The organism is Corallococcus sp. M7, from assembly GCF_054512695.1.
The window spans coordinates 4,806,022-4,824,370 of sequence record NZ_CM137252.1 but is presented as its reverse complement, the minus strand read 5'-3'; the positions used below and the strand labels follow the sequence as shown (position 1 = coordinate 4,824,370).

The window sequence follows — 18,349 nt, the reverse complement described above, 5'->3', positions numbered from 1 at the left end:
CTGGCGCCTAGCGCCGGCCGCCGCGGCGGTGCTGCTTCTTGCCGCCGCCGCCACCGCCCTTGCGCTGGGCCTGGGCCTCTCCCGGCCGGGTAAGGCGGGGCAATTCACCGGCCATCACCGGCCAGTAGTCGCCCTTGAAGAGCTCCTCCACCAGCTGCGCCTGGGTGAGCACGTCGCGCTTGAAGAAGGTGGCGCCGCGGCCCATCTCGTCCAGGGAGCCGCGCGCGTCGCTGCCACCCACGCAGGGGACCTTGAGGACTTCCGCGGCCTCCACGGCCAGGTCGTTGGCCGTCTGCTTCACCTTGGCGTTGTAGCCCTCCACGGCGCACAGCACGCCGGACAGCGAGCGCACGTAGTCCATGGCGGGGTTGGGCACGTCGCGGTCGAAGGGGCGGGCCGCGACGATGGCGGCGCCCAGCGCCTTCACCTTGGGCAGGCACTCGGCGGCGCTCCAGGGCTTCTCCCGGTTGCTGCCCCACATCTGCACGGGCTCCGGCGCCAGCTCCGGCTTCGGGAAGAAGCACAGGTACTGGCCCCGGTCCGTGACGAGCTCCAGGCCCACGAAGACCTTCACCTTGGACTTCGCGCCGATCTCGAACAGCTCGTCGCAGCCGTCCTGGGTGTTCGTCTCGGTGAACGCCACCGCGTCCAGGCCGAACATGGCCGCCCGCTCCAGCACGGCGCGCGGCTCCAGGTCGCACCCCTTGGACAGGTGGGAATGGGCGTGTAGGTCGATGAGCATGGGCGACGCGTGCCTAACAGGCCTCCCAGGGCCTGTCGAGCCCGCGCGCACAGGCCCTCAGGCGTACGCGTAGGACTGGAAGTTGCCCTGCTTGGCCTGGCTGTTCTTCTCCTCGTACGTGCGGATGAGGTAGCCCATCAGCATCAGCGAGGACGTGTTCTCCAGCACCCGGGACGGATCCTTGGAGATGAGGTTCGCGCTGTAGTTCAGGAAGAACTGCGCCAGCTCCTCGCCCGCTTCCTTCACGATGAGGGCGTTGAGCGCACTCGGTTCCATGGTGCGGATGGTGTTGATGAAATCGACCGCCAGGTCCTTCTTCGTCTTCATGTCCACGGTCCTGCCCCCTTTTTCCGCCCATGCCCCTGAAGCCGGAAATGGCCCCGGGCCCCGCCCCAATCCACGAACCGGGTGCGACCGGGTGAACCTATGCATGCCGGTGCACCTGCAAACCCCCACCCCACGGCGCTCCCCCGCTCCCTCGCGGATCACGACTTTTGGACCGCAGCATTTTTGACACCCCGAAACGGCGTGTGCGATAACCCCCGGTCAAGCCTTTTCTCACCACCCACAAGGAGTGGCAGGCGATGTTCACGGGCGTGAAGGTCTTCTCCGCGACGAAGGCCAAGGAGCGGGAAGAGTTGGGTGAGAACGTCACCCGCTGGATCAAGAGCAACGCGGACCTGGAGATCGTGGACCGGGTCGTCTGCCAGTCCTCCGACAACGAGTTCCACTGCTACACGCTGGTGCTCTTCTACAAGCACGCGAAGCCGCCGGCCTGACCGCCGCGCAAGGCTCCTGGACTCCTCCCGGGTCCGACCTCTTCCAGGCACGCACCTTTGTCGGTGCGTGCGGGGAGGCCGGGCCTTTCTGTTTCCCTATGTTATGGTCCGCGCCGTGGCGCGCTTCGGGGACGACAGCGGCGAGGAGGACCGGCAGCTTCGGACGGACGCCCTGCCGGCGATGCGCTCGGCGCGGGTACGGGTGCGGCTGCTGGTGCTGTCCGGCCCGGACGCGGGCCAGAGCTACCCGCTGGCGCCCGGGCGCTACCGGGTGGGCGCGGACGCCAGCTCCGACGTGATCATCGCGGACCGGGCGGTGTCCCGCAGCCACCTGCTCCTGGACGTTCGCGAGGACAGCATCCAGGCGGTGGACGTCGGCTCGCGCAACGGCTCGTTCTGCGAGGGCATGCGCTTCACCACCCTGGAGGTGCGCCCCGGCGCGGTGCTCACGCTGGGCACCACGGAGCTGAAGCTCGTGCCGGAGGGAGAGAAGGCGCACGCCCTGCCCCTGTCCAACCGCGAACGCTTCGGCAACCTGGTGGGCCAGAGCCGCCGGATGCGTGAGGTGTTCACGCTGCTGGAGCGCGTGGCCCAGGGCGAGTCCGACGTGCTCATCCAGGGCGAGACGGGCACCGGCAAGGAGCTGTGCGCGGAGGCGCTGCACACGCATGGCGGGCGCTCCAAGGGGCCCTTCGTCATCGTGGACCTGGCGGGCGTGGCGCCGCAGTTGTTGGAGTCGGAGCTGTTCGGCCACGTGAAGGGCGCCTTCACCGGCGCGCAGGCGGACCGGGCGGGCGCCTTCGAGCGCGCGCACGGCGGCACCCTCTTCCTGGATGAAGTCGGGGAGCTGCCCCTGGAGGTGCAGCCCCGGCTGTTGCGCGCGCTGGAGCGCCGGCAGGTGAAGCGGGTGGGCGCCAATGACTACCGCTCGGTGAACGTGCGGGTGGTGGCGGCCACGCACCAGGACCTGGAGGGCGCGGTGAAGGCGGGCCGCTTCCGCGGCGACCTGTTCCACCGGCTCGCGGTGCTGCGCGCGACGCTGCCGCCCCTGCGCGAGCGGCCGGAGGACATCCCGCTGCTCATCGACACCGTGCTGGAGCGGATGGGCAAGCCGCCCAGCGCCCTGTCGGACCAGACGCGCGCCCTGCTCGCCCAGTACCCGTGGCCGGGCAACGTGCGCGAATTGCGCAACGTGGTGGACCGGGTGGTGAGCCTGGGCGAGTCCGCGCTGCCGGAGATTCCCGACACGCCGCGTCCGCGCCCTGCCCTGTCGCCGGACCTGGACCCGGAGGACACACTGTCGCTGGCGTTGGAGCTGCCCTTCAAGGAAGCGAAGGAGCGCCTCATCGAAGGCTTCGAGCGCGACTACCTGCGCACGCTGCTGGAGCGGTGCGGCGGCAACGTCTCCAAGGCGTCGCGCGAGGCGGGCATCGACCGCGTCTACCTGCGGAAGCTCCTGCGCAAGCACGGGCTGGTGTCCGGCCCGGACTGACGGCGCTCCCCTGCCCCCACTCGGGGTCGCGGTCCTCGTGGGCCGGGTGACACTGGGGCGGACCTCCCTGTCGGGGGTGGTTGTCGGATCGGGTTTCCGCCCCATCTTGGGAGCACCAACGCTCGCGAGGTGGGTGCCATGCGCCAGGGATGGGGGAGGTGGCTGTTCGTCGGGGGGCTCGTGCTGGGCGTCAGCGCGTGCCAGTCGCGGGACGGGGCCGTCGCGGAGAGCGGCATGGTGCCTCCCATCGCGGTGTTCTCGCCCCGGGCGGAGGTCCCCACCGAGGAAGGCACCGGCGGAAGCGGAAGCGCGGGCTCGGTGGTGGCCGAGGAGGTTCCGGACTTCTACGGCACGGTGACGCTCTCGGGCGCGCGGGGCTTCACGGTGCGCGACGACGACGGCGTGGAGCGGCCGTTCGTGGTGGCGCCGTCCACGCGAATCCTGCGCGACGGCAAGCGCGTGGCCCGCGCTCAGCTGCAACCGGGCGTCCTGGTGCACACGACCTACGGCGAGCGGCTGGGGTCGTGGGTGGCCACCGACGTGGAGATCTACTCCGGCACGCCGTCGCGCGATTTGACGGCGACGGCGACGGCGGCGCCGGTGAAGCGCTGAGGGACGGGCGCTGGCGTCAGTAGACGGCGAGCGCCTGCGGCAGGTGGTAGCTGACGATGGTGAGCACGGGGATCTTGGGGCCCTCGTCCTCGTCGTCGGTGGTCATGCCGGAGGTGACGCGCAGGCCGTCGAAGCGCGCGAGGATGACGTAGTCGCGGCGGGTCTCCAGGAAGGGATCCGGCGCGGCCAGCCGGCCCAGGGCCTCGCGGCCGGTCTCCTCGGAGAGGTTGTCGTAGGTGCGCTCGGAGGCGGACTGGGTGGTGCTCTCGCGGGTGAAGATGGAGCCGCCCACGCGGCCCTCGCCGGTGAGCGCCGTGCGTCCGCCCAGGTCGCCGGAGGACTCCATGACGGTGTCGGTGTTGTAGGCGACGCCGACCTCGCGGCGGGAGGCCACGGACTGGAGGCCCTGCTCCACCAGCCACAGCGTGGGGCGCTCCCCTTCCGAGCGCTGGTCGGCCACCTGCGCGCGCAGGAGCACGTAGCGGCCGCGGTAGGTGTCCGGCTGGGCGACGGCGGACGCGAGCGAGAAGATGGGCACCTTGCGCGCGTGGAGCAGGCGCAGCTCGCCCTCCACGCTGCCGCCGCGCTGGGCCACGACGCGGGCGATGAGATTGGCGGCGTCCGGCCGCACGCGCAGGTCCTCCGCCCACGCGCTGCCCAGCACGGCGCCCAGTTGAGTGAAGCCGGGAGCCTCCGCGCACACCTTCAGGGCGAGCCACGCGTCGTCGCGAGAGGTCGCCTGGAGCCTGCGGGCGGCGGTTTCGCACGCGGCGGGCGTGGAGTAGCGGGCCAGGAACGCACGGGCGTCATGCGGCGACGGAGGCGGTTCCTCCGCGGCGACGGAGTTCCGGGGCGCGGGAGGCGGAGTCCGCGGCGGAGGCGAGTCCGTGAGGGCGCGGTCCTCCAGCGCGACATGGGAGTGCGAGGCACCGCAGCCGGTGGCGAGCGCACCCAGGAGGGTCAGCATCGGAAGACGGGGCATGGCGCGAGGCTCCTTGAAGTGCGACGGCGCGGTGGGCGCGCTACAGCGAGGCGGAGTCGGTGTGCTGCTGGCCTGTGCGCGACGGCGCCTGGCGCGGAATGGACGCGGACGGGGGCAGCATCATGGAGCACGCGTCGTGGCAGCGCTCGTCCATGCACGCGAGCGTGGTGGGCCCGGCCTGCTGCCGCGACACGGCCGCGTAGCAGCTCTCGCCGTTGCCGGGGCACTGGCTGCGCGCGGCGCACTCACAGCAGGTGGAGGCCACGGAGGCCATCAACTGCACGTCCTGGAGCACCGAGGACAGCGCGCGGTAGCAGGCGCGGGCCGCGGGCGCGAAGCGGCCCTTGGCGTCCACCACCGGCGTATTGCCTTCAATGCCGCAGCGGCCCACGACGTCCGCGTACTTGCGCTCGCAGACGGCGACGAGCTTCGGGTCGGGCGTGCCGTCGCGCGCGTTGCTCACGGCCTCCGAGCAGAGGGCGCGCGACGCGTCCTTCAACAGCTTGATGTTGGCGGACTCCACGTCCGCGTTCGCGCCCTTGGAAGGCGGACTCTCCGCCTCGAACACGCACTCCTTCCCCGCGCGCAGCGTGTCGATGGTGCACGACCACGCGGTGGGAGACGTATCCACGAGCGGGGGCGCCCCCAGCGCTTCGGGAGGCAGGGACGACGGCGCGGGGCCGGACGGCGCGGCGCCGAGGAAGAGCAGGGACAGGAGCATCGCCTTCATGGGGCCAGCAGCGTAGGCCTTCAGGCCCCGCCACTCAAACCGCTCCGCCGGGCGGATGTTCGTCCACCAGCATGTCCGTGGGTCCAGGTGGACCGGTCTCCAGCATCCCCGGAAGCGCCTTCGTCCGGCCGATGACGATGGGCGGCTCGATGAGCCGGGGCGGTGTCGCCCGCGTGTCGGTCGGGTCCGGCACCCACACCGGTTCCTCCGCGGAACGTCCGCGCGTCCACCGCCGAGGCACCCGCCGGAAACCCACCGGGTACACCGTGAGCTGGCCGTCCGCGTCGAAGTGGAGCCGGAGGAAGTTCTTCCAGTCCGGAATCGACAGCGACGAGAACGCCTCGTTGGGGTGACAGGAGAACACGTTGAGCGACAGCAGCAGGTACACGCCCACCACCAGCGGCCCCACCAGCGCACCGCCGCCAAACAGCAGCAGCCCGCTGAGGAAGTCCCGCCGCAGGCTCCATTGAAGCTCCGCCGCCAGCGGCGCGGCGACGGCGGACACGCCCCAGGTGATGAGCAGCGCCACGGCCAGGTGCACCAGGCCATGCACGATGCCAGCGGTCTTCTTCCAGCGCGGCCCCCGGCGGCCATCCGCGAACGCGAACGTGCCCAGCACCACGCCCGCCCCCAGCACCAGCGAGCCCGTGCTCTGCACCGCCGCGTTGATGACCTCCCGGAACGAAGGTGAACCCACCGCCCCTTCATTGAGGTTCGCGGCAATGCCCCAGCCCAGCAGCATGTAGACGACGCCCATGAACACGCCGAACCACGGGTTGAGCGCGGTGAACGCCAGGTTGCGCCAGGCGAGCCTCTGGGAGTCCCGCTTCGGCGGATAGCTCGCCTTCTGCACGAAGCCGCCTGGACTCTGATCCACCTTGGGCAGGTGCGTGGGATGCAGGAACGCCCCTCCCCCACCCGCGATGATCTTCTGCCGTCCGTCCGCGTTCTCGTGCCGGCGGTAGTGGTGCAGGTCTCCCGCGAGGAAGACGCTCACCTTCTTGCCCAGCACCTTCTGCTCCAGGAAGTCGATGTTGTGGTCCAGGAAGCCGCGCCCCGCTCGAGGCATCACCTGCTGCTTCACCCACGCCGGCTCCGCGTTGCAGAGGATGACCCGGTCCGTACCGCGCATCTCCCCTGCCACCTTCTGGAAGAACTCCACCTGCGGCGCGTCCAGGTCGGACTCCAGTTGCATGTCCGTGCCCAGCAGCCACCAGCCGTGCGGCAGCCTCAGTGCGAAGTAGCTGCGCTGCTGCTGCGTGCGCCAGCCATGGGAGCGCCGGCCCTGGCAGAACAGGCGCGTGAAGGACACCAGTCCGTCATACCAATCATGGTTGCCCGGCACCGCGAACAGGTGTGGCCGGTGGCGTCGCTTGTTCAGCGCGTCCTCGTAGGGCACCACCGTGCGCGCCTGGTACTCGTCCACGCTCGCGGTCGGATAGACCTCGTCCCCGCCGAAAACGAGCACGTCGCCGCCCCGCGTGACATGCGTCCTTCCGGACGCGTCCGTGAGCTTCAACTCCGGCGCCATCACCGCGGACGCCACCGTGTACGTGGAGTCCCAGCCGTCGCCCAGGTCCGACACGTAGTCCAACCACAGCTCGTCGCGAGGGTGGCCGGTGTCATCCACCGAGTAGTCGAAACAGAGCGGCTGCGGCCGGGAGACGGCATCCAGCAGCCGCCGGTCCGCCTGCCGTCCGAACGTCCCGGACAGCAGCGCCTTCATGCCCGACTTCGCGAGCACGGTCGGGTCGAACCACGACACCATCTTCCGGCCCGGCGGAGTCTCCGGCGCGGGCGCGGGCTCGACGCGCCGGCCCGGAAGGCGGCTCACATCGGAGGCACGGACGGCCATGACCCCTCCTCCTTCACCTGCCACGCACGTCCCCGGGTGGCCCTGCGGTACGAATCGATGAGCGCATCCGCGAACCGGTCCGCGAGCGCCGCGATGGTGAGGCTCGGATTGGGCCCGACGGGGCCCGGCATCATCGAGCCATCGGCCACGTACAGCCCCGGGTGGCCAAAGGCTTCACCCGTCGCGTCCACCACACCGTCGTCCGGCCCGCGTCCCATGGGACAGCCGCCCAGCGGGTGCACGGTGATGACCCGGCTCAGGTAGCTGAGCGGGTTCTGCACCAGCTTCCCCTCCAGCGTCCGGGCGATGTCCGCCATCGACTGGCGCACGTCCTTGAAGTACTCGCGAGAGGCGCTCATCCGCCAGTCGATGGCCAGCATCCCGTCGTCCGTCAGCCGCATGTGGCCGTTGGGAATGTCTCGCCCCATGCCCAGGAGCGGCAACGACGTCGCGGATCCCAGGCAGTCTCCGAGCAGCTCCGCGATCTCCTCGCTCACGTCGGAGTCGTGCGTGCGCCCCGTCCACCCGCGGATCAGGCGCCACGCCAGCTTGAGGCCTCGCTCCAGCAACGGCACCTGGTGTGCGCCCTCGTAGAGCCAGTTGACGAACTCCGGGTAGCCCGCGTCCTCGATGTAGTAGCCCCGGCCCGTGCCGCCCTCCTCCTGGCTCCGGAAGTGCAGCGCGCTGGTGATGACCGGCCCGTGCCCTCCCTCCAGGATGCGCGGCAGCTGCTTGCCGGTGCTCGAGTCGTGGCACTGGCGCATGAAGCCCAGCAGGTCTCCGTTGCCGCAGAAGCGCGTGCCCAGCCGTCCGCTCAGCCCGGGGAAGTTCCGCTGGTTCTTCAGGAGCAGGAACGGGGTGCCGAACGTGCCCGCCGCCAGCACCAGCCGGTCCGCCGTCACGGTGCTGCGCGGCAGCATGGACTGGGGGCCTTCGCGCGGCACGTCCTCCGGCGTGTCCGTGTGGTCCAGGTACCGCACCACGTAGCCGCCGCCTTCCGCGGGCCACAGCTCCGTCACCTCCGCGCGCGTGCGCAGCTCCGCCCCCGCGCGCTTCGCCGCGGACAGGTACGTGTAATCGAGCGTGTTCTTGCTGCCCGTGTTGCAGCCGACGTCGCACTCGCCGCAGAGGTGGCACGTGGTGCGCGTGCGGCCGTGGAGGTTGGGATGCTCCTCGCGGATGGGCTCGCCCGGGACGGGCGCATCGCCCGGGTTGCCGAACGTCACGGCCAGCGGTGGAAGCTGCCAGTCGCCTGCGCGGCCCAGGCGCTCGGCCGCGAGCTTCATGGCCAGCGTCTTCGCGGTGGAGTTGTACGGCGGATGCTCCAGCGGATAGCGCTGCACGTGCATCATCCGCTCCACGGCGTCGTAGTGCGTCTCCAGGTCCGCGCGGGTGACGGGCCAGTCCTCGTAGCCTCCGTCATGGAGGTCCTCGTGGATGAAGGTCTTCTCGTCCTTGCGCAAGAGCACGTTCGCGTAGATGAGCGACCCGCCGCCCAGCCCCGCGGACACCACCCCGCCCAGCCCCTGGAAGGACCAGAGGTTGAACAGGCCGTGCAGGCCCTTGCGCGGATCCCAGAAGTTGCGGCGCATGTCGTGCGGGCTGCGCGCGAAGGAGCCCGGCGGATACGCCTTGCCCCGCTCCAGCACGCACACCCGCAGGCCGGCCTCCGCCAGGCGCCACGCCATCACCGAACCGCCGAAGCCCGACCCCACGATGACGACGTCGAAGTGCTCATCCCTCGTGGCCATGCGTGGCCTCCCCTTCGCGCTCGCGCACCGGCGCCTCCGGGGCGTAGAGGTCCCAGAGCGCGCCCAGGAACAGGTGGCCGAAGCGGGCCATCACCTCCGCGCCCTCCACGCCCCCGCGTGACGAGCGCATGCTGGACACCAGGTGGAGCAATTCGCGCATGCCCAGCACCAGGACGCCCGCGCCCACCACCGGGCCGCGCGCGTCCATGCCCGCGTGCAGGTAGCTGTAGAGCCGCGTGGTGTCGCGCCAGAGGTCCGGGCCCGGGTCGTCACGCAGCGTCTTCGTGCCGTCCAGGAAGTAGTCCTGGCCGTTCGCCTGGAAGCGCAGGCCGTAGGTCATGATCTTCGTGCGCGGATCATCCGTGGCGCGGAAGAGGTTGAAGCTCCCCTCGCGCACGGGCAGGTCCATGCCCAGCGGCTTGTATTGCACGTGCGCCACCAGCCGGGCCGCGTGGTCCGGGTCGCGGATGAACGCCTCCATGTCGTCGATGGTGATGGTGCAGTGCATGGTGAAGGGCGTGGAGCGCCCGTCGTGGGCGCCCGCCTCGGGGTCGGTGGTGCCCATCGCGAGCGGACCAGCCATGGTCTCGCGGAAGGTCAGGTCGTAGGCGGGTTCGGTCATCTGCGTGATCTCCGGGGTGAGGGGCAGGCCCTGGCCGTCCGCTGTCGCCAGGTAGCGGCAGGCGTCCGAGTAGCCCTGGTCGATGAGGGTCTCGGCCGTGATGTGGCCCGCGTAGAAGTCCGGGTCCAGGGGCAGCGGATGCTCGGGTTTGATGAGGTGCACGGTGATGGGCCGCGAGTGGCCCGGCACGTGCTCGCCCGCGAGGATGCGCGCGTTGAGCTCACGCACCTGCTCCAACTGGGCGAAGAGCGCGCCGTTCGCGCTCAGTTCAATCATGTGGACGTACTGGCGGAAGAAGCCGTCGGCGTACCGGGGCGTGTTGCCGATGCACCAGACGATCCACACCTCGTCCGCGCCCCGGCGCACGGCCTCCATCACGTTGGCGTCCTGGATCCACACCGAGTCCAGGTACAGGTGGCTGTCCTTCACCACCGGGGGCATGAAGAGCGGCAGGGAGATGCCGGCCACCAGCATGTCGCGGTCCACCTCCGTGTGCGGGATGGCCTCGTTCGTCTTCCGGGTGAAGTCGCAGACGTTGAAGGTGCCGGAGCGCTCGCGGTTCGCGCGGATGGCGGCCACGTCCACGCCCAGGTGCGGGAAGACGCGCTGGACGATGCCGTCCGCGTCCCCCAACGCGCTGAGCTTCCAGGGCCGCGCGTATTCATCCAGCGGCATCAGCGACACGAAGTCCTTCACGTCCAGCGTCCGCCACCGCTCGCACATCTCCGCGGGGGACTGGCCGGACAGCCACATCGCCAGGGTGATGATGCCGCCGGAAGTGCCGTCCGCGTGGGAGAAGGACAGCCGCGCGTCCGTCAGCGCGCGCAGCACGCCCGCCTGCCACGCGACGCGCATGCCACCGCCCGCGAGCACCAGCGAGCGCCGGGGCGCCTCCGCTGGGAAGGACGGGACGGCCGCGCCCTCCCCGAACGCGCGCACGGGCCGCCGCGGAGGCACGCTGTTCCGGGTGGCCTCCCCGACCCGCAGCGCGTTGACGGAGGGGCTGGTGACCTCTGGAGCCGCTTCCTCCGTCTGCGGCCTGAGCACGGTGATGATCTGCTCGCGCTGGCGCAGCGACGCGTAGAACCCCAGCACCAGCACGGCGGACAGCGCGTCGAACGCCGCCACCCCCAGCGCCAGGGGCGACAGCACGTCGCGCGCGACGCCTATCGCCACCATGCCGCAGGCCCCCACCTTCTGGAGGCCGGTCCACAGGAAGGCGGCGGGGTTCGCCCGGGGCTCGTGCAGGCCGTGCAGGAGCAGGCCGCCGAACAGCACCATGAACATGCCCACGATGCGGAAGAAGTGCGCGGGCGCGGCGGACGCATCCGCGTGCAGCAGCCGCAACTCCAGCCCCGGCATGAACATCTGCGCCGCGCCCGTCGCCACGGTGATCCACCCGATGGCCGCGAGCGCCCAGCGCCAGGGGCGTCCGCGGACGCGGACCTGGCGCTCCAGCCATTGCGACGCGGCCGGGCTCATGCGTGGGCCTCCCGGCGCGGCGGCACGGACAGGCCCATGCGCCAGCGCTCCCCCGCGGGCTGCTCCGCGCGCAGCACCCGGTGCACGAAGTAACCCAGCGTGAGCAGCCACTGCACCGTCCACAGCCCCACGCGGATGCGGTTCATCCGCATCCACGCGTCCAGCACCTCTTTCAGCCGTTCGGGCGACGTGATGCCCGCCGCCATCTCGTCGTTGTACGGGAAGATGTAGATGCGCGTGAGCAGCGTGGCCACCACCACCGCCACCCCCACGCCCAGCGGATACCAGCGCAGGGCCGTCTTGCGCTCGCGCCACGCCAGCACTCCGGCGGACAGCAGCATCACCGCCGTCATCCAGGTGAAGAACCGCGTGGCCGCCTGCACCTGCGGCACGAACTGCAGGTAGTAGTTGTCCACCGTGAGCTGGGGCGCGATGGGGAACGAGAAGAGGATCAGCGACCAGCCCGTGCCCAGGTACATGGACGTGCACAGGAACAGCAGGCACGCGTTCGCCAGATTCAGACGGCCGCCGCCCTTCATGGCCGCGCTTCCCCGCGTGGGCGTGCCTCGGGCACCGGCGCCACGGTCTGGAGCGTCCTCGGCGGAGAGCCGTCCGACTCCGGGGGCGGCATGGGCGTCTGGTCCTGCCCCAGGTCCACCACGCTCTTGAGCCCCTCCGGATACGTGTCCGGAGGCAGCGTGGGCTGGGTGAGGAACCACGCCTCGCAGTGGTCATCCAGCACGCCGCTGGACGACGGGAAGAACCCGGTGAGGAAGGGGCTCGGGGAGATGCTCAGGTCCCGCAGCGCCTGCACGCGCGGATGATCCCCCAGCTCCAGCGTCCCCCACGCGCGCTTCCCCAACCGGAAGCCGAAGCGGCCCCGGAAGTAGATGGTGGACTTCATCAGCATCCCCCGGAAGGCGCAGTAGTTCACCGCCGCCATCCGCAAGGGCAGCCACGCGAGCTTCGGCCGCTCGATGCGCACGCGCACCGCCTGCTGGCCGCCCTCCTCGTAGCGGCTGCTCACGGAGCCGTTCTCCACCCGGAAGTCCAGCCGGGCCAGGTGCTTGGGCATGCCCCAGATGCCCTTGCCGCCCTTCACGGAGACCTCCGTGTTCACCGGCAGGTCCATCACGTACTGCCCCACGCCGAAGCGCTTCTGGAACAGCAGGGGCAACAACGGCGGCGCGGGCCTGCGGCCGTGCGTGCACGCGAGCGCGATGCTGAACTCGATGTACGCGCCGATGTCCGTCTGCTTGTAGTCGATGACGGAGATGAGCAGCACGCTCCGGTCGCGCGACACGCGCAGCGGGTGCAGTTCGTTGCCGGGCAGCAGGGCCGCCGCGCGGCGGGCGTCCACGGTGAAGGCGGCCACCATCGCCGGTGCCCCCTTCGAGTCCACCGGCAGCGCGTACGGGATGTCATCCACCCGCGAGTAGCGGCCGTACTGGGTCTGGATGCGTCGGGGCAGGAACATGGCGTTGCCTTTCGTCAGTGGACCGTCGGGCGATCCAGCTCGGAGAGGATGAGGGGGAAGACGTCCTGGGACGCGCGCTTGCCCATGAAGACGTCCAGGTGGCCGTAGCCCGGCAGGACGTGCAGCGCGTGACGGCCCGGGTGGAAGTGCTCCAGGTGTTCGAAGCTGCGGCGCTGGCTCTCCGCGAGGAAGCAGCGGTTCTGCTCGCCCGCGAAGAAGACGAAGCGCGCGTCCGTCTGGGGCTCGCGCACGCCCAGGTCCTCCGGCAGCGCGCGGAAGCCCTCCACGGGCACCAGGTGGCCGGCGCGCACGCACTGGTCCATCTGCTTGAAGAAGCTGAAGGGCACGGGGCCGAACTCGTGCTGGAGCCAGTCGTGCGTCTGGGCGTTGAGGTTCTCGTGGCGCCAGAGCACCGGGAAGCCCGTGCCGTAGGTGAAGCTCGTCCAGCGGCAGACCAGGTTCTCGCACTCGTGATGCGTGGCCTGCACCACGCGCGTCAGCATCCGGGCCGTGCGCGTGGGGCCGCCGTAGGCCCACTGCGGATCCAGGAAGGGCGTCAGCTGCGCGACCAGCGGCACGGCGTAGTGCAGCTTCACCTTCGCCGTCTTCGGCACCACCGGGTGCAGCGACACCGCGTTGGTGATGATGAGGTCCACCTCCGGAAGGAGCCCCGCCACCGCGGCCATGGTGAAGCTGGTGGAGCCCTGGCAGTGGATGACGGCCTTGATCTTGTCCGCGCCCGTCTTCTCCCGCACGGTGCGGATGGCGGGCGGGTGGTCCAGGACGGCGGCCTGGTCCAGGGTCCACTCGCCCGGCTCCACGTCCATGCTGGCGCGCCAGTTCTCCAGCCACACGTCGTAGCCGTCTTCAATCAGCGCATCCACGACGGTCTGGCGCACCGGCGCGCGGAAGATGTTCCCGCGCACGCCGGCGCCGTGCACCAGCACCACCGGTCCCTTGTCCGCCTTCTCGACACCGCGCAGGTGCACCAGGTGCAGCGCGCGGCCGTCACCCGCGAGGAAGGGAACGATCTCCTCGGTGTAGCGCGGCTCATGGATTGTTTCCGCGGACATGACGCATCCCCCCACACCGCAAACGTTGGTCGGTGCGCGGAGGCCGACAACCTGCGTGCAACCCCACCCGGAGCGGCGCTCGCTGCGCCAGACCGGATCCACGGTCGACGGCGCGGCGCCTCCCTGTCACTCCGCCCGCGTCAGCGCAAGGGGTGCTATGCGTGGGGCATGAGCACGGATGCGGGCTGGAGCGACTACGAGGGCGGCGCGACGCTCGGGGGCATGGGCAGCCAGGGCGGCACCATCGTGCGGGACGAGGGCTTCCGCGGCCTGTCGCGCCTCACCTACGAATCGGACGACTCGCGGTCCTTCCACGTCGTCACCTGCGGCATCTCTGGATGGCTGTCGCATCCGCGCTTCTTCGACAACGCGGCGGACGCGCTCCACGCCTTCGAGTCCATGAAGCCCGCGCTGGAGGAGCTGGGCACGACGCTCCCCGAGGGCGGTCCGAAGTCCACGGCGGACGGACGGGCGGCGGGTCCGCTGCTCGCCGCCTTCCGGGTGCGCTTTTCCTGAGTCGCGGTCCTTCCGCGCAAGGATTGCTTAAGGTTCTCCCGAGATAACCCGGTTCGCCGTCCGGTCAGCCCCGGGCGGCCCCGTGGGCGGCACTCTCGCCGCTCCTGGCTCCCGAGCTCCCGGAGGAACCCCGGATGAAGAGCGAATCCCCTCAGGACCTTTCCCCCAAGGTCATCACGCGCCGGAGCATCCTGCGCGGCATTGGCCTGTCGCTGGCCGCGGTTCCCGTGGCGAAGCTGCTGGTCGCCTGCGGTGGCGACGACACGACGGGCGGCGACACGAACACCGGCGCCGACGCGGGCACGGGTTCCGACGCGGGCGTGGTGGATCCGGGCTTCTGGGCCACGGGCGGCACCGCGGCGATGACGGCCGCCGCCGCGTATCCGGATCCGTTCGCGTCCGGCATCGGCACGGTGTGCAACCTCACCTGCGAGGCCACGCTGGGGCCCTGCTACGCGACCACGGTGGACCGCAAGGACATCAGCGAGGGTCATGACGGCCTGCCGGTGCGCCTGGCCTTCCTCCTCGTGGACGAGTCCTGCACGCCCATCCCGAACGCCACGGTGGACATCTGGCACGCGGACCCGGAGGGCCTGTACTCCGGCGAGGACGCGAGCGACTTCTGCACGTCCGGAGACGCCACGGCCCGCGCGGCGCGGTGGTTCCGGGGCGTGCAGACCACGGACGCCAACGGGCGCGTGGACTTCGATACGTGCTTCCCCGGCTGGTACAGCAGCCGCACCATCCACATCCACTTCACGGTGCGGGTGAACGGCCAGGAGTTCGTCACGTCGCAGCTCTTCTTCGACGACTCGACGAGCGACGACATCGTCAACAACCAGCCGCTCTACAACACGCGTGGCGAGCGCGACACGACCAACCAGAACGACACGGTGGTCTCTGGCGACGCGGTGGGCGACTACCTCTTCGCCACGCAGCGCATGTCGGACGGCGCGATGCTGGCGTCCAAGACGCTGGTCATCCGCTCGTCGCTGAGCAATGCGTCCTGCGCCATGCCGGGTGGCAGCGGCGGCGGTGGTGGCCCGGGCGGCCCTCCGCCGGGTGGCGACGGTGGCATGGGTCCCCCGCCCGGTTGGGATGGCGGCATGGGTCCCCCGCCGGGCTTCGACGGTGGCATGCCCTGAACTAGGGTGAGCCGGGCCACCCCGGAGTCGTCCGGGGTGGTGTGTCCGAAGGGAGGCAAGGCACATGGGCGAGCGCATCCTGCTGGTCGAGGATGACGATCAGCTCGGGTCCCAGATTGTCGGGCACCTGCGCGGCGCGGGCTTCGAGCCCGTGTGGTGGCGCGAGGGCCGGCTGCTGGTCTCCGGTGACCTGCCGGACGTGAGCCTCGTGGTGTTGGACCTGATGCTGCCGGGCACCTACGGCCTGGACATGCTCAAGGCGCTGAGGACCTTCTCGGAAGTGCCCGTGCTCATCCTGAGCGCGCGCAACGATACGCTGGACAAGGTCCGGGCGCTGAAGCTGGGCGCGGACGACTACATGACCAAGCCCTTCTGGCCGGAGGAGCTGGTGGAGCGCGTGCGTGCGCGCCTGCGCCGGCCCACGTTGCAGAAGGAGCAGGCGGTGGTGGAGGTGGGCCCGCTGCGCATCGACCTGCAGGGGCACTCGGTGCAGGTGCAGGGGCGGCCGGTGGAGCTCACGCGGGTGGAGTTCGAGCTGCTCGCGGCGCTGGCGCGCAGGCCGCAGGAGGCGGTGACGCGGCAGTGGCTGGTGGAGCACGTGTTGGATCCGGAGCGTGAGGGAACGGAGCGCACGCTGGACGTCCACGTGTCGCGGCTGCGGCGCAAGCTGGGGCCGGTGAAGTGCGTGGAGACGGTGTGGGGCGTGGGCTACCGCCTGGTGCCCGGGGAGGATGCGTGAAGCTGCGGTTGCGGCTGGCGCTCACGGCGGTGGCGGTGACGGTGCCCGCGGTGTTCGCCCTGGTGCAGGTGGAGCACTCGGTGCGCCGCCGCACGACGGACGAAGTCATCATCGCGTCCACGATGTCGCAGATGCAGTCCGGGGGCCGCGAGCGCTGCGAGGCCGCGCCCGAGACCTGGATGGTCCGCCCCCGTCTCCCCCAGCGTCCACCGTGGGAACGCGAAGGCCTGCCCGACGGCACGGTCGCGCCGAGCGAGCCTTCGGGCAAAGGCCCCGCCTCGGGAGGCCCCAGGCCCGGAGACGAAGGTCCGCCGCGCCGGGGGCCGCTGGGACGGCGCCTGCCGCCGGTGTTCCTCTACCCGTTCGACGGACAGCTCGTTTCGCGAAACCCGCAGGCCCCGGCGCTGGACGACGAGCTGCGCAAGGGCGTGCAGGACGACGGCGTGGGCGTGCGCCGCTACTCGAAGGCGGACGGCGCGCTGGTGCAGGACCTGCTGTTGCGCATGCCCTGGGACGGAGGCCCCTGCGAGTACGTGCTCGCGCGCCGGGTGGAGCCCGCGGAGTCGCCGGAGGTGGGACTGCCGCCGCTGTACGTCTGGGGAGTGCCCACGCTCATCCTCCTGTCCGCGATGGTGGTGGCGCTGGGGCCGGTGGTGCAGCGCCTGCGCCGGCTGACGGACGAGGTGCGAGCCTCATCCGGCAGCGGCTACGAGCAGCCCGTGACGGTGAGCGGCAGCGACGAGATCGCCGAGTTGGCCCGGGTCTTCCAGCAGGCGCGAGCGGAGATCCAGGCACGGATGGCGCACCAGCAGGCGCGCGAGCAGACGCTGCGGGACTTCCTGGCGAACACGACGCACGACGTGATGACGCCGCTCACGGTGTTGCAGGGGCACCTGGCCGCGATGCAGCAGCGGATGCGCTCGGGTGAGCCGTTGGAGTCAGGCCTGATGTTGTCCGCGATGAGCGAGGCGCACTACATGGCCTCGCTGGTGCACAACCTGGGAGCCGCGGCGAGGCTGGAGGCGGGAGCACCGCAGGTCCAGCACGCGCCGGTGGACCTGAACGCATTGGTGTCCCGGGTGCTAGGCCGGCACCAGCCCATCGCGAGGCCCCAGAGAATCGCCCTGGAGAGCGGAGTCCCGGCGACGCCCACCTGGGTGATGGGCGACGAGACATTGCTGGAGCAGGCGGTGAGCAACGTGGTGCTCAACGGCATCCGGTACGGGCGCGAGGACGGCCACGTGGCGGTGGTGCTGGAGACGACGCGCCACCAGACCTTCCACCTGCGAGTCATCGACGATGGGCCGGGCATCTCCGAGGAGGAGCGTTCCCGGATCCTGGAGCGCCGCTTCCGAGGCAACGCGGCGCGGACACGCGAGCCCCAAGGTCAGGGCCTGGGCCTGCACATCGTGCACAACGTAGTGGAGCTGCACGGCTGGAAGATGACCCTGGCCCCCTCGGAGTACGGGGGCCTGGAGGTCGCCTTCACCGGTCCGCTGATGTCGCCGCCGGAGTGACCGGAGGCAGGCGCGACCGTTTCACCACGTAATCCACGAGCTCTGGCCACGCGGCCTGGAGTGAGTCTTGTGACGCTTCCCCGAAGAGTGCGATGGCGTCCACCGGCCGTGCTTCCCCGGTGAGCTGCTCGACGCACCAGACCTCCAGCACCTTGCGCAAACCGAGCAACGGTCCGTTGAAATTCTCCAGCGAGGCATCGGCCAGCAGCACGTGGGCCTCGGCCCAGCGTCCTTCGCGGCACGCCACCACCGCCGAAGCAAGCGGTGCGAACCCCAAGGGAAAATCCACCAGCGACCTCGCCTCGGTCAGCCGGGGCTCCACCCGCGCAAGGCGACCTTCGAGCGCGTCGACCAGCGCGATCGCCGCGGACAACACCCCACGGAACTGCGGCGTCAAATCCTTGCGTGACTCCAGGCTCGAAAGCTCCTGATTCGCCACCGGCAGTTGCCAGAGCTGGAGCCGGGCGATTCCGATGTTGTACGTGGGGATGACCTGGACCTTGGCCAGGGGCCGCGACGCCTCGAACCGCTCGAGCGCGGCGGCCACCCGCCCCTCCGACAACAGCTGGAGCCCTTCGTCCGTGAGCTGCTTGCTCCGGCGGTAGCGAGGAAGGAAGTAGAGCGCCGTGAGTACCGCCAGGGCCAGCATGACGACGGTAAACATCGTCATCGCCTGCTGTCGGTCTGGGATGAAGTGGCGCAACAGCATCGGCACGCCAAAGAACACCACCAGCAGCACCACTGCGTACGGCCAGGATTTCCGCATGGGCCGTCATCTACGCAGGTCGTCAGCAGGCCGTCAGCAGGTCTCGCGTCTTCGAGCCCACCGTGTCCG

18 protein-coding genes are annotated in these 18,349 nt (G+C 70.5%); 7 read left to right on the top strand and 11 right to left on the bottom strand.

What is annotated here, in order from left to right; genetic code table 11:
- Positions 1-7: 7 nt before the first annotated feature.
- Both ACX114_RS19395 and ACX114_RS19390 read right to left on the bottom strand, forming a co-directional pair.
- On the bottom strand, positions 8-742 hold the full coding sequence (locus ACX114_RS19395; protein WP_206794924.1) for a PHP-associated domain-containing protein: 735 nt from the start codon (positions 740-742) through the stop codon (positions 8-10).
- A 57-nt stretch (positions 743-799) separates the two neighbouring features.
- Positions 800-1,075 (bottom strand): hypothetical protein, encoded by a 276-nt coding sequence (locus ACX114_RS19390; RefSeq protein WP_043321624.1) that lies wholly within the window; start codon positions 1,073-1,075, stop codon positions 800-802.
- A 251-nt stretch (positions 1,076-1,326) separates the two neighbouring features.
- On the opposite strand from ACX114_RS19390, the gene ACX114_RS19385 reads away from it, so the two are divergent.
- The 3 genes from ACX114_RS19385 to ACX114_RS19375 all read left to right on the top strand — a co-directional run bounded on the left by ACX114_RS19385 (position 1,327) and on the right by ACX114_RS19375 (position 3,625).
- Positions 1,327-1,521, top strand: coding sequence for a hypothetical protein (locus tag ACX114_RS19385; protein WP_014397120.1), 195 nt, complete (start codon positions 1,327-1,329; stop codon positions 1,519-1,521).
- A gap of 103 nt (positions 1,522-1,624) precedes the next feature.
- Complete coding sequence (locus ACX114_RS19380; RefSeq protein WP_459299849.1) at positions 1,625-3,013, top strand: sigma 54-interacting transcriptional regulator; 1,389 nt, start codon at positions 1,625-1,627, stop codon at positions 3,011-3,013.
- A gap of 138 nt (positions 3,014-3,151) precedes the next feature.
- Complete coding sequence (locus ACX114_RS19375; protein WP_459299847.1) at positions 3,152-3,625, top strand: hypothetical protein; 474 nt, start codon at positions 3,152-3,154, stop codon at positions 3,623-3,625.
- Positions 3,626-3,641: 16 nt separating this feature from the next.
- Here the strand turns inward: ACX114_RS19375 and ACX114_RS19370 are convergent, their stop codons facing one another.
- The 8 genes from ACX114_RS19370 to ACX114_RS19335 are packed head-to-tail and all read right to left on the bottom strand — an operon-like array spanning position 3,642 to position 13,597.
- Positions 3,642-4,607, bottom strand: a complete 966-nt coding sequence (locus ACX114_RS19370; RefSeq protein WP_459299845.1) for a hypothetical protein — start codon at positions 4,605-4,607, stop codon at positions 3,642-3,644.
- A 40-nt stretch (positions 4,608-4,647) separates the two neighbouring features.
- Positions 4,648-5,337 carry a hypothetical protein gene (locus ACX114_RS19365; protein WP_459299843.1) on the bottom strand — a complete coding sequence of 230 codons (690 nt, stop codon included), beginning with the start codon at positions 5,335-5,337 and terminating at the stop codon, positions 4,648-4,650.
- 34 nt (positions 5,338-5,371) lie between these two features.
- Positions 5,372-7,192, bottom strand: a complete 1,821-nt coding sequence (locus tag ACX114_RS19360; protein ID WP_459299841.1) for a hypothetical protein — start codon at positions 7,190-7,192, stop codon at positions 5,372-5,374.
- Positions 7,168-8,943 carry a GMC oxidoreductase gene (locus tag ACX114_RS19355; protein WP_459299839.1) on the bottom strand — a complete coding sequence of 592 codons (1,776 nt, stop codon included), beginning with the start codon at positions 8,941-8,943 and terminating at the stop codon, positions 7,168-7,170. Before ACX114_RS19355 ends, ACX114_RS19360 begins: the two co-directional genes overlap by 25 nt.
- The gene (locus ACX114_RS19350; protein ID WP_459299837.1) at positions 8,927-11,047 is read right to left on the bottom strand and encodes a patatin-like phospholipase family protein; all 2,121 of its coding nucleotides are present in this window, start codon (positions 11,045-11,047) and stop codon (positions 8,927-8,929) included. Before ACX114_RS19350 ends, ACX114_RS19355 begins: the two co-directional genes overlap by 17 nt.
- Positions 11,044-11,586, bottom strand: coding sequence for a hypothetical protein (locus ACX114_RS19345; protein WP_459299835.1), 543 nt, complete (start codon positions 11,584-11,586; stop codon positions 11,044-11,046). The genes ACX114_RS19350 and ACX114_RS19345 overlap by 4 nt, the downstream gene beginning before the upstream one ends.
- On the bottom strand, positions 11,583-12,524 hold the full coding sequence (locus ACX114_RS19340) for an acetoacetate decarboxylase family protein (protein ID WP_459299833.1): 942 nt from the start codon (positions 12,522-12,524) through the stop codon (positions 11,583-11,585). Before ACX114_RS19340 ends, ACX114_RS19345 begins: the two co-directional genes overlap by 4 nt.
- 14 nt (positions 12,525-12,538) lie before the next feature.
- Positions 12,539-13,597, bottom strand: coding sequence for an alpha/beta fold hydrolase (locus ACX114_RS19335; protein WP_459299831.1), 1,059 nt, complete (start codon positions 13,595-13,597; stop codon positions 12,539-12,541).
- Positions 13,598-13,765: 168 nt separating this feature from the next.
- Between ACX114_RS19335 and ACX114_RS19330 the strand changes: the two genes are divergently transcribed.
- The 4 genes from ACX114_RS19330 (at position 13,766) to ACX114_RS19315 (ending at position 17,514) form a co-directional block, all read left to right on the top strand.
- Positions 13,766-14,113, top strand: a complete 348-nt coding sequence (locus tag ACX114_RS19330) for a hypothetical protein (protein WP_459299829.1) — start codon at positions 13,766-13,768, stop codon at positions 14,111-14,113.
- A gap of 134 nt (positions 14,114-14,247) precedes the next feature.
- Positions 14,248-15,258 (top strand): dioxygenase family protein, encoded by a 1,011-nt coding sequence (locus ACX114_RS19325; RefSeq protein WP_459299827.1) that lies wholly within the window; start codon positions 14,248-14,250, stop codon positions 15,256-15,258.
- A gap of 64 nt (positions 15,259-15,322) precedes the next feature.
- Positions 15,323-15,997 carry a response regulator transcription factor gene (locus tag ACX114_RS19320; protein ID WP_459299825.1) on the top strand — a complete coding sequence of 225 codons (675 nt, stop codon included), beginning with the start codon at positions 15,323-15,325 and terminating at the stop codon, positions 15,995-15,997.
- Positions 15,994-17,514 carry a sensor histidine kinase gene (locus ACX114_RS19315; protein WP_459299823.1) on the top strand — a complete coding sequence of 507 codons (1,521 nt, stop codon included), beginning with the start codon at positions 15,994-15,996 and terminating at the stop codon, positions 17,512-17,514. Before ACX114_RS19320 ends, ACX114_RS19315 begins: the two co-directional genes overlap by 4 nt.
- Here the strand turns inward: ACX114_RS19315 and ACX114_RS19310 are convergent.
- Positions 17,483-18,280 (bottom strand): hypothetical protein, encoded by a 798-nt coding sequence (locus ACX114_RS19310; RefSeq protein WP_459299821.1) that lies wholly within the window; start codon positions 18,278-18,280, stop codon positions 17,483-17,485. The two genes, ACX114_RS19315 and ACX114_RS19310, sit on opposite strands and share 32 nt — an antisense overlap.
- Positions 18,281-18,349: the final 69 nt, after the last annotated feature.

What these genes read in the sequence shown, in the direction of transcription:
- ACX114_RS19395 (WP_206794924.1), bottom strand. Translation starts at nt 742, where the DNA reads ATGCTCATCGACCTACACGCCCATTCCCACCTGTCCAAGGGGTGCGAC.
- ACX114_RS19385 (WP_014397120.1), top strand. Translation starts at nt 1,327, where the DNA reads ATGTTCACGGGCGTGAAGGTCTTCTCCGCGACGAAGGCCAAGGAGCGG.
- ACX114_RS19380 (WP_459299849.1), top strand. Translation starts at nt 1,625, where the DNA reads ATGGTCCGCGCCGTGGCGCGCTTCGGGGACGACAGCGGCGAGGAGGAC.
- ACX114_RS19375 (WP_459299847.1), top strand. Translation starts at nt 3,152, where the DNA reads ATGCGCCAGGGATGGGGGAGGTGGCTGTTCGTCGGGGGGCTCGTGCTG.
- ACX114_RS19370 (WP_459299845.1), bottom strand. Translation starts at nt 4,607, where the DNA reads ATGCCCCGTCTTCCGATGCTGACCCTCCTGGGTGCGCTCGCCACCGGC.
- ACX114_RS19365 (WP_459299843.1), bottom strand. Translation starts at nt 5,337, where the DNA reads ATGAAGGCGATGCTCCTGTCCCTGCTCTTCCTCGGCGCCGCGCCGTCC.
- ACX114_RS19360 (WP_459299841.1), bottom strand. Translation starts at nt 7,192, where the DNA reads ATGGCCGTCCGTGCCTCCGATGTGAGCCGCCTTCCGGGCCGGCGCGTC.
- ACX114_RS19355 (WP_459299839.1), bottom strand. Translation starts at nt 8,943, where the DNA reads ATGGCCACGAGGGATGAGCACTTCGACGTCGTCATCGTGGGGTCGGGC.
- ACX114_RS19350 (WP_459299837.1), bottom strand. Translation starts at nt 11,047, where the DNA reads ATGAGCCCGGCCGCGTCGCAATGGCTGGAGCGCCAGGTCCGCGTCCGC.
- ACX114_RS19345 (WP_459299835.1), bottom strand. Translation starts at nt 11,586, where the DNA reads ATGAAGGGCGGCGGCCGTCTGAATCTGGCGAACGCGTGCCTGCTGTTC.
- ACX114_RS19340 (WP_459299833.1), bottom strand. Translation starts at nt 12,524, where the DNA reads ATGTTCCTGCCCCGACGCATCCAGACCCAGTACGGCCGCTACTCGCGG.
- ACX114_RS19335 (WP_459299831.1), bottom strand. Translation starts at nt 13,597, where the DNA reads ATGTCCGCGGAAACAATCCATGAGCCGCGCTACACCGAGGAGATCGTT.
- ACX114_RS19330 (WP_459299829.1), top strand. Translation starts at nt 13,766, where the DNA reads ATGAGCACGGATGCGGGCTGGAGCGACTACGAGGGCGGCGCGACGCTC.
- ACX114_RS19325 (WP_459299827.1), top strand. Translation starts at nt 14,248, where the DNA reads ATGAAGAGCGAATCCCCTCAGGACCTTTCCCCCAAGGTCATCACGCGC.
- ACX114_RS19320 (WP_459299825.1), top strand. Translation starts at nt 15,323, where the DNA reads ATGGGCGAGCGCATCCTGCTGGTCGAGGATGACGATCAGCTCGGGTCC.
- ACX114_RS19310 (WP_459299821.1), bottom strand. Translation starts at nt 18,280, where the DNA reads ATGCGGAAATCCTGGCCGTACGCAGTGGTGCTGCTGGTGGTGTTCTTT.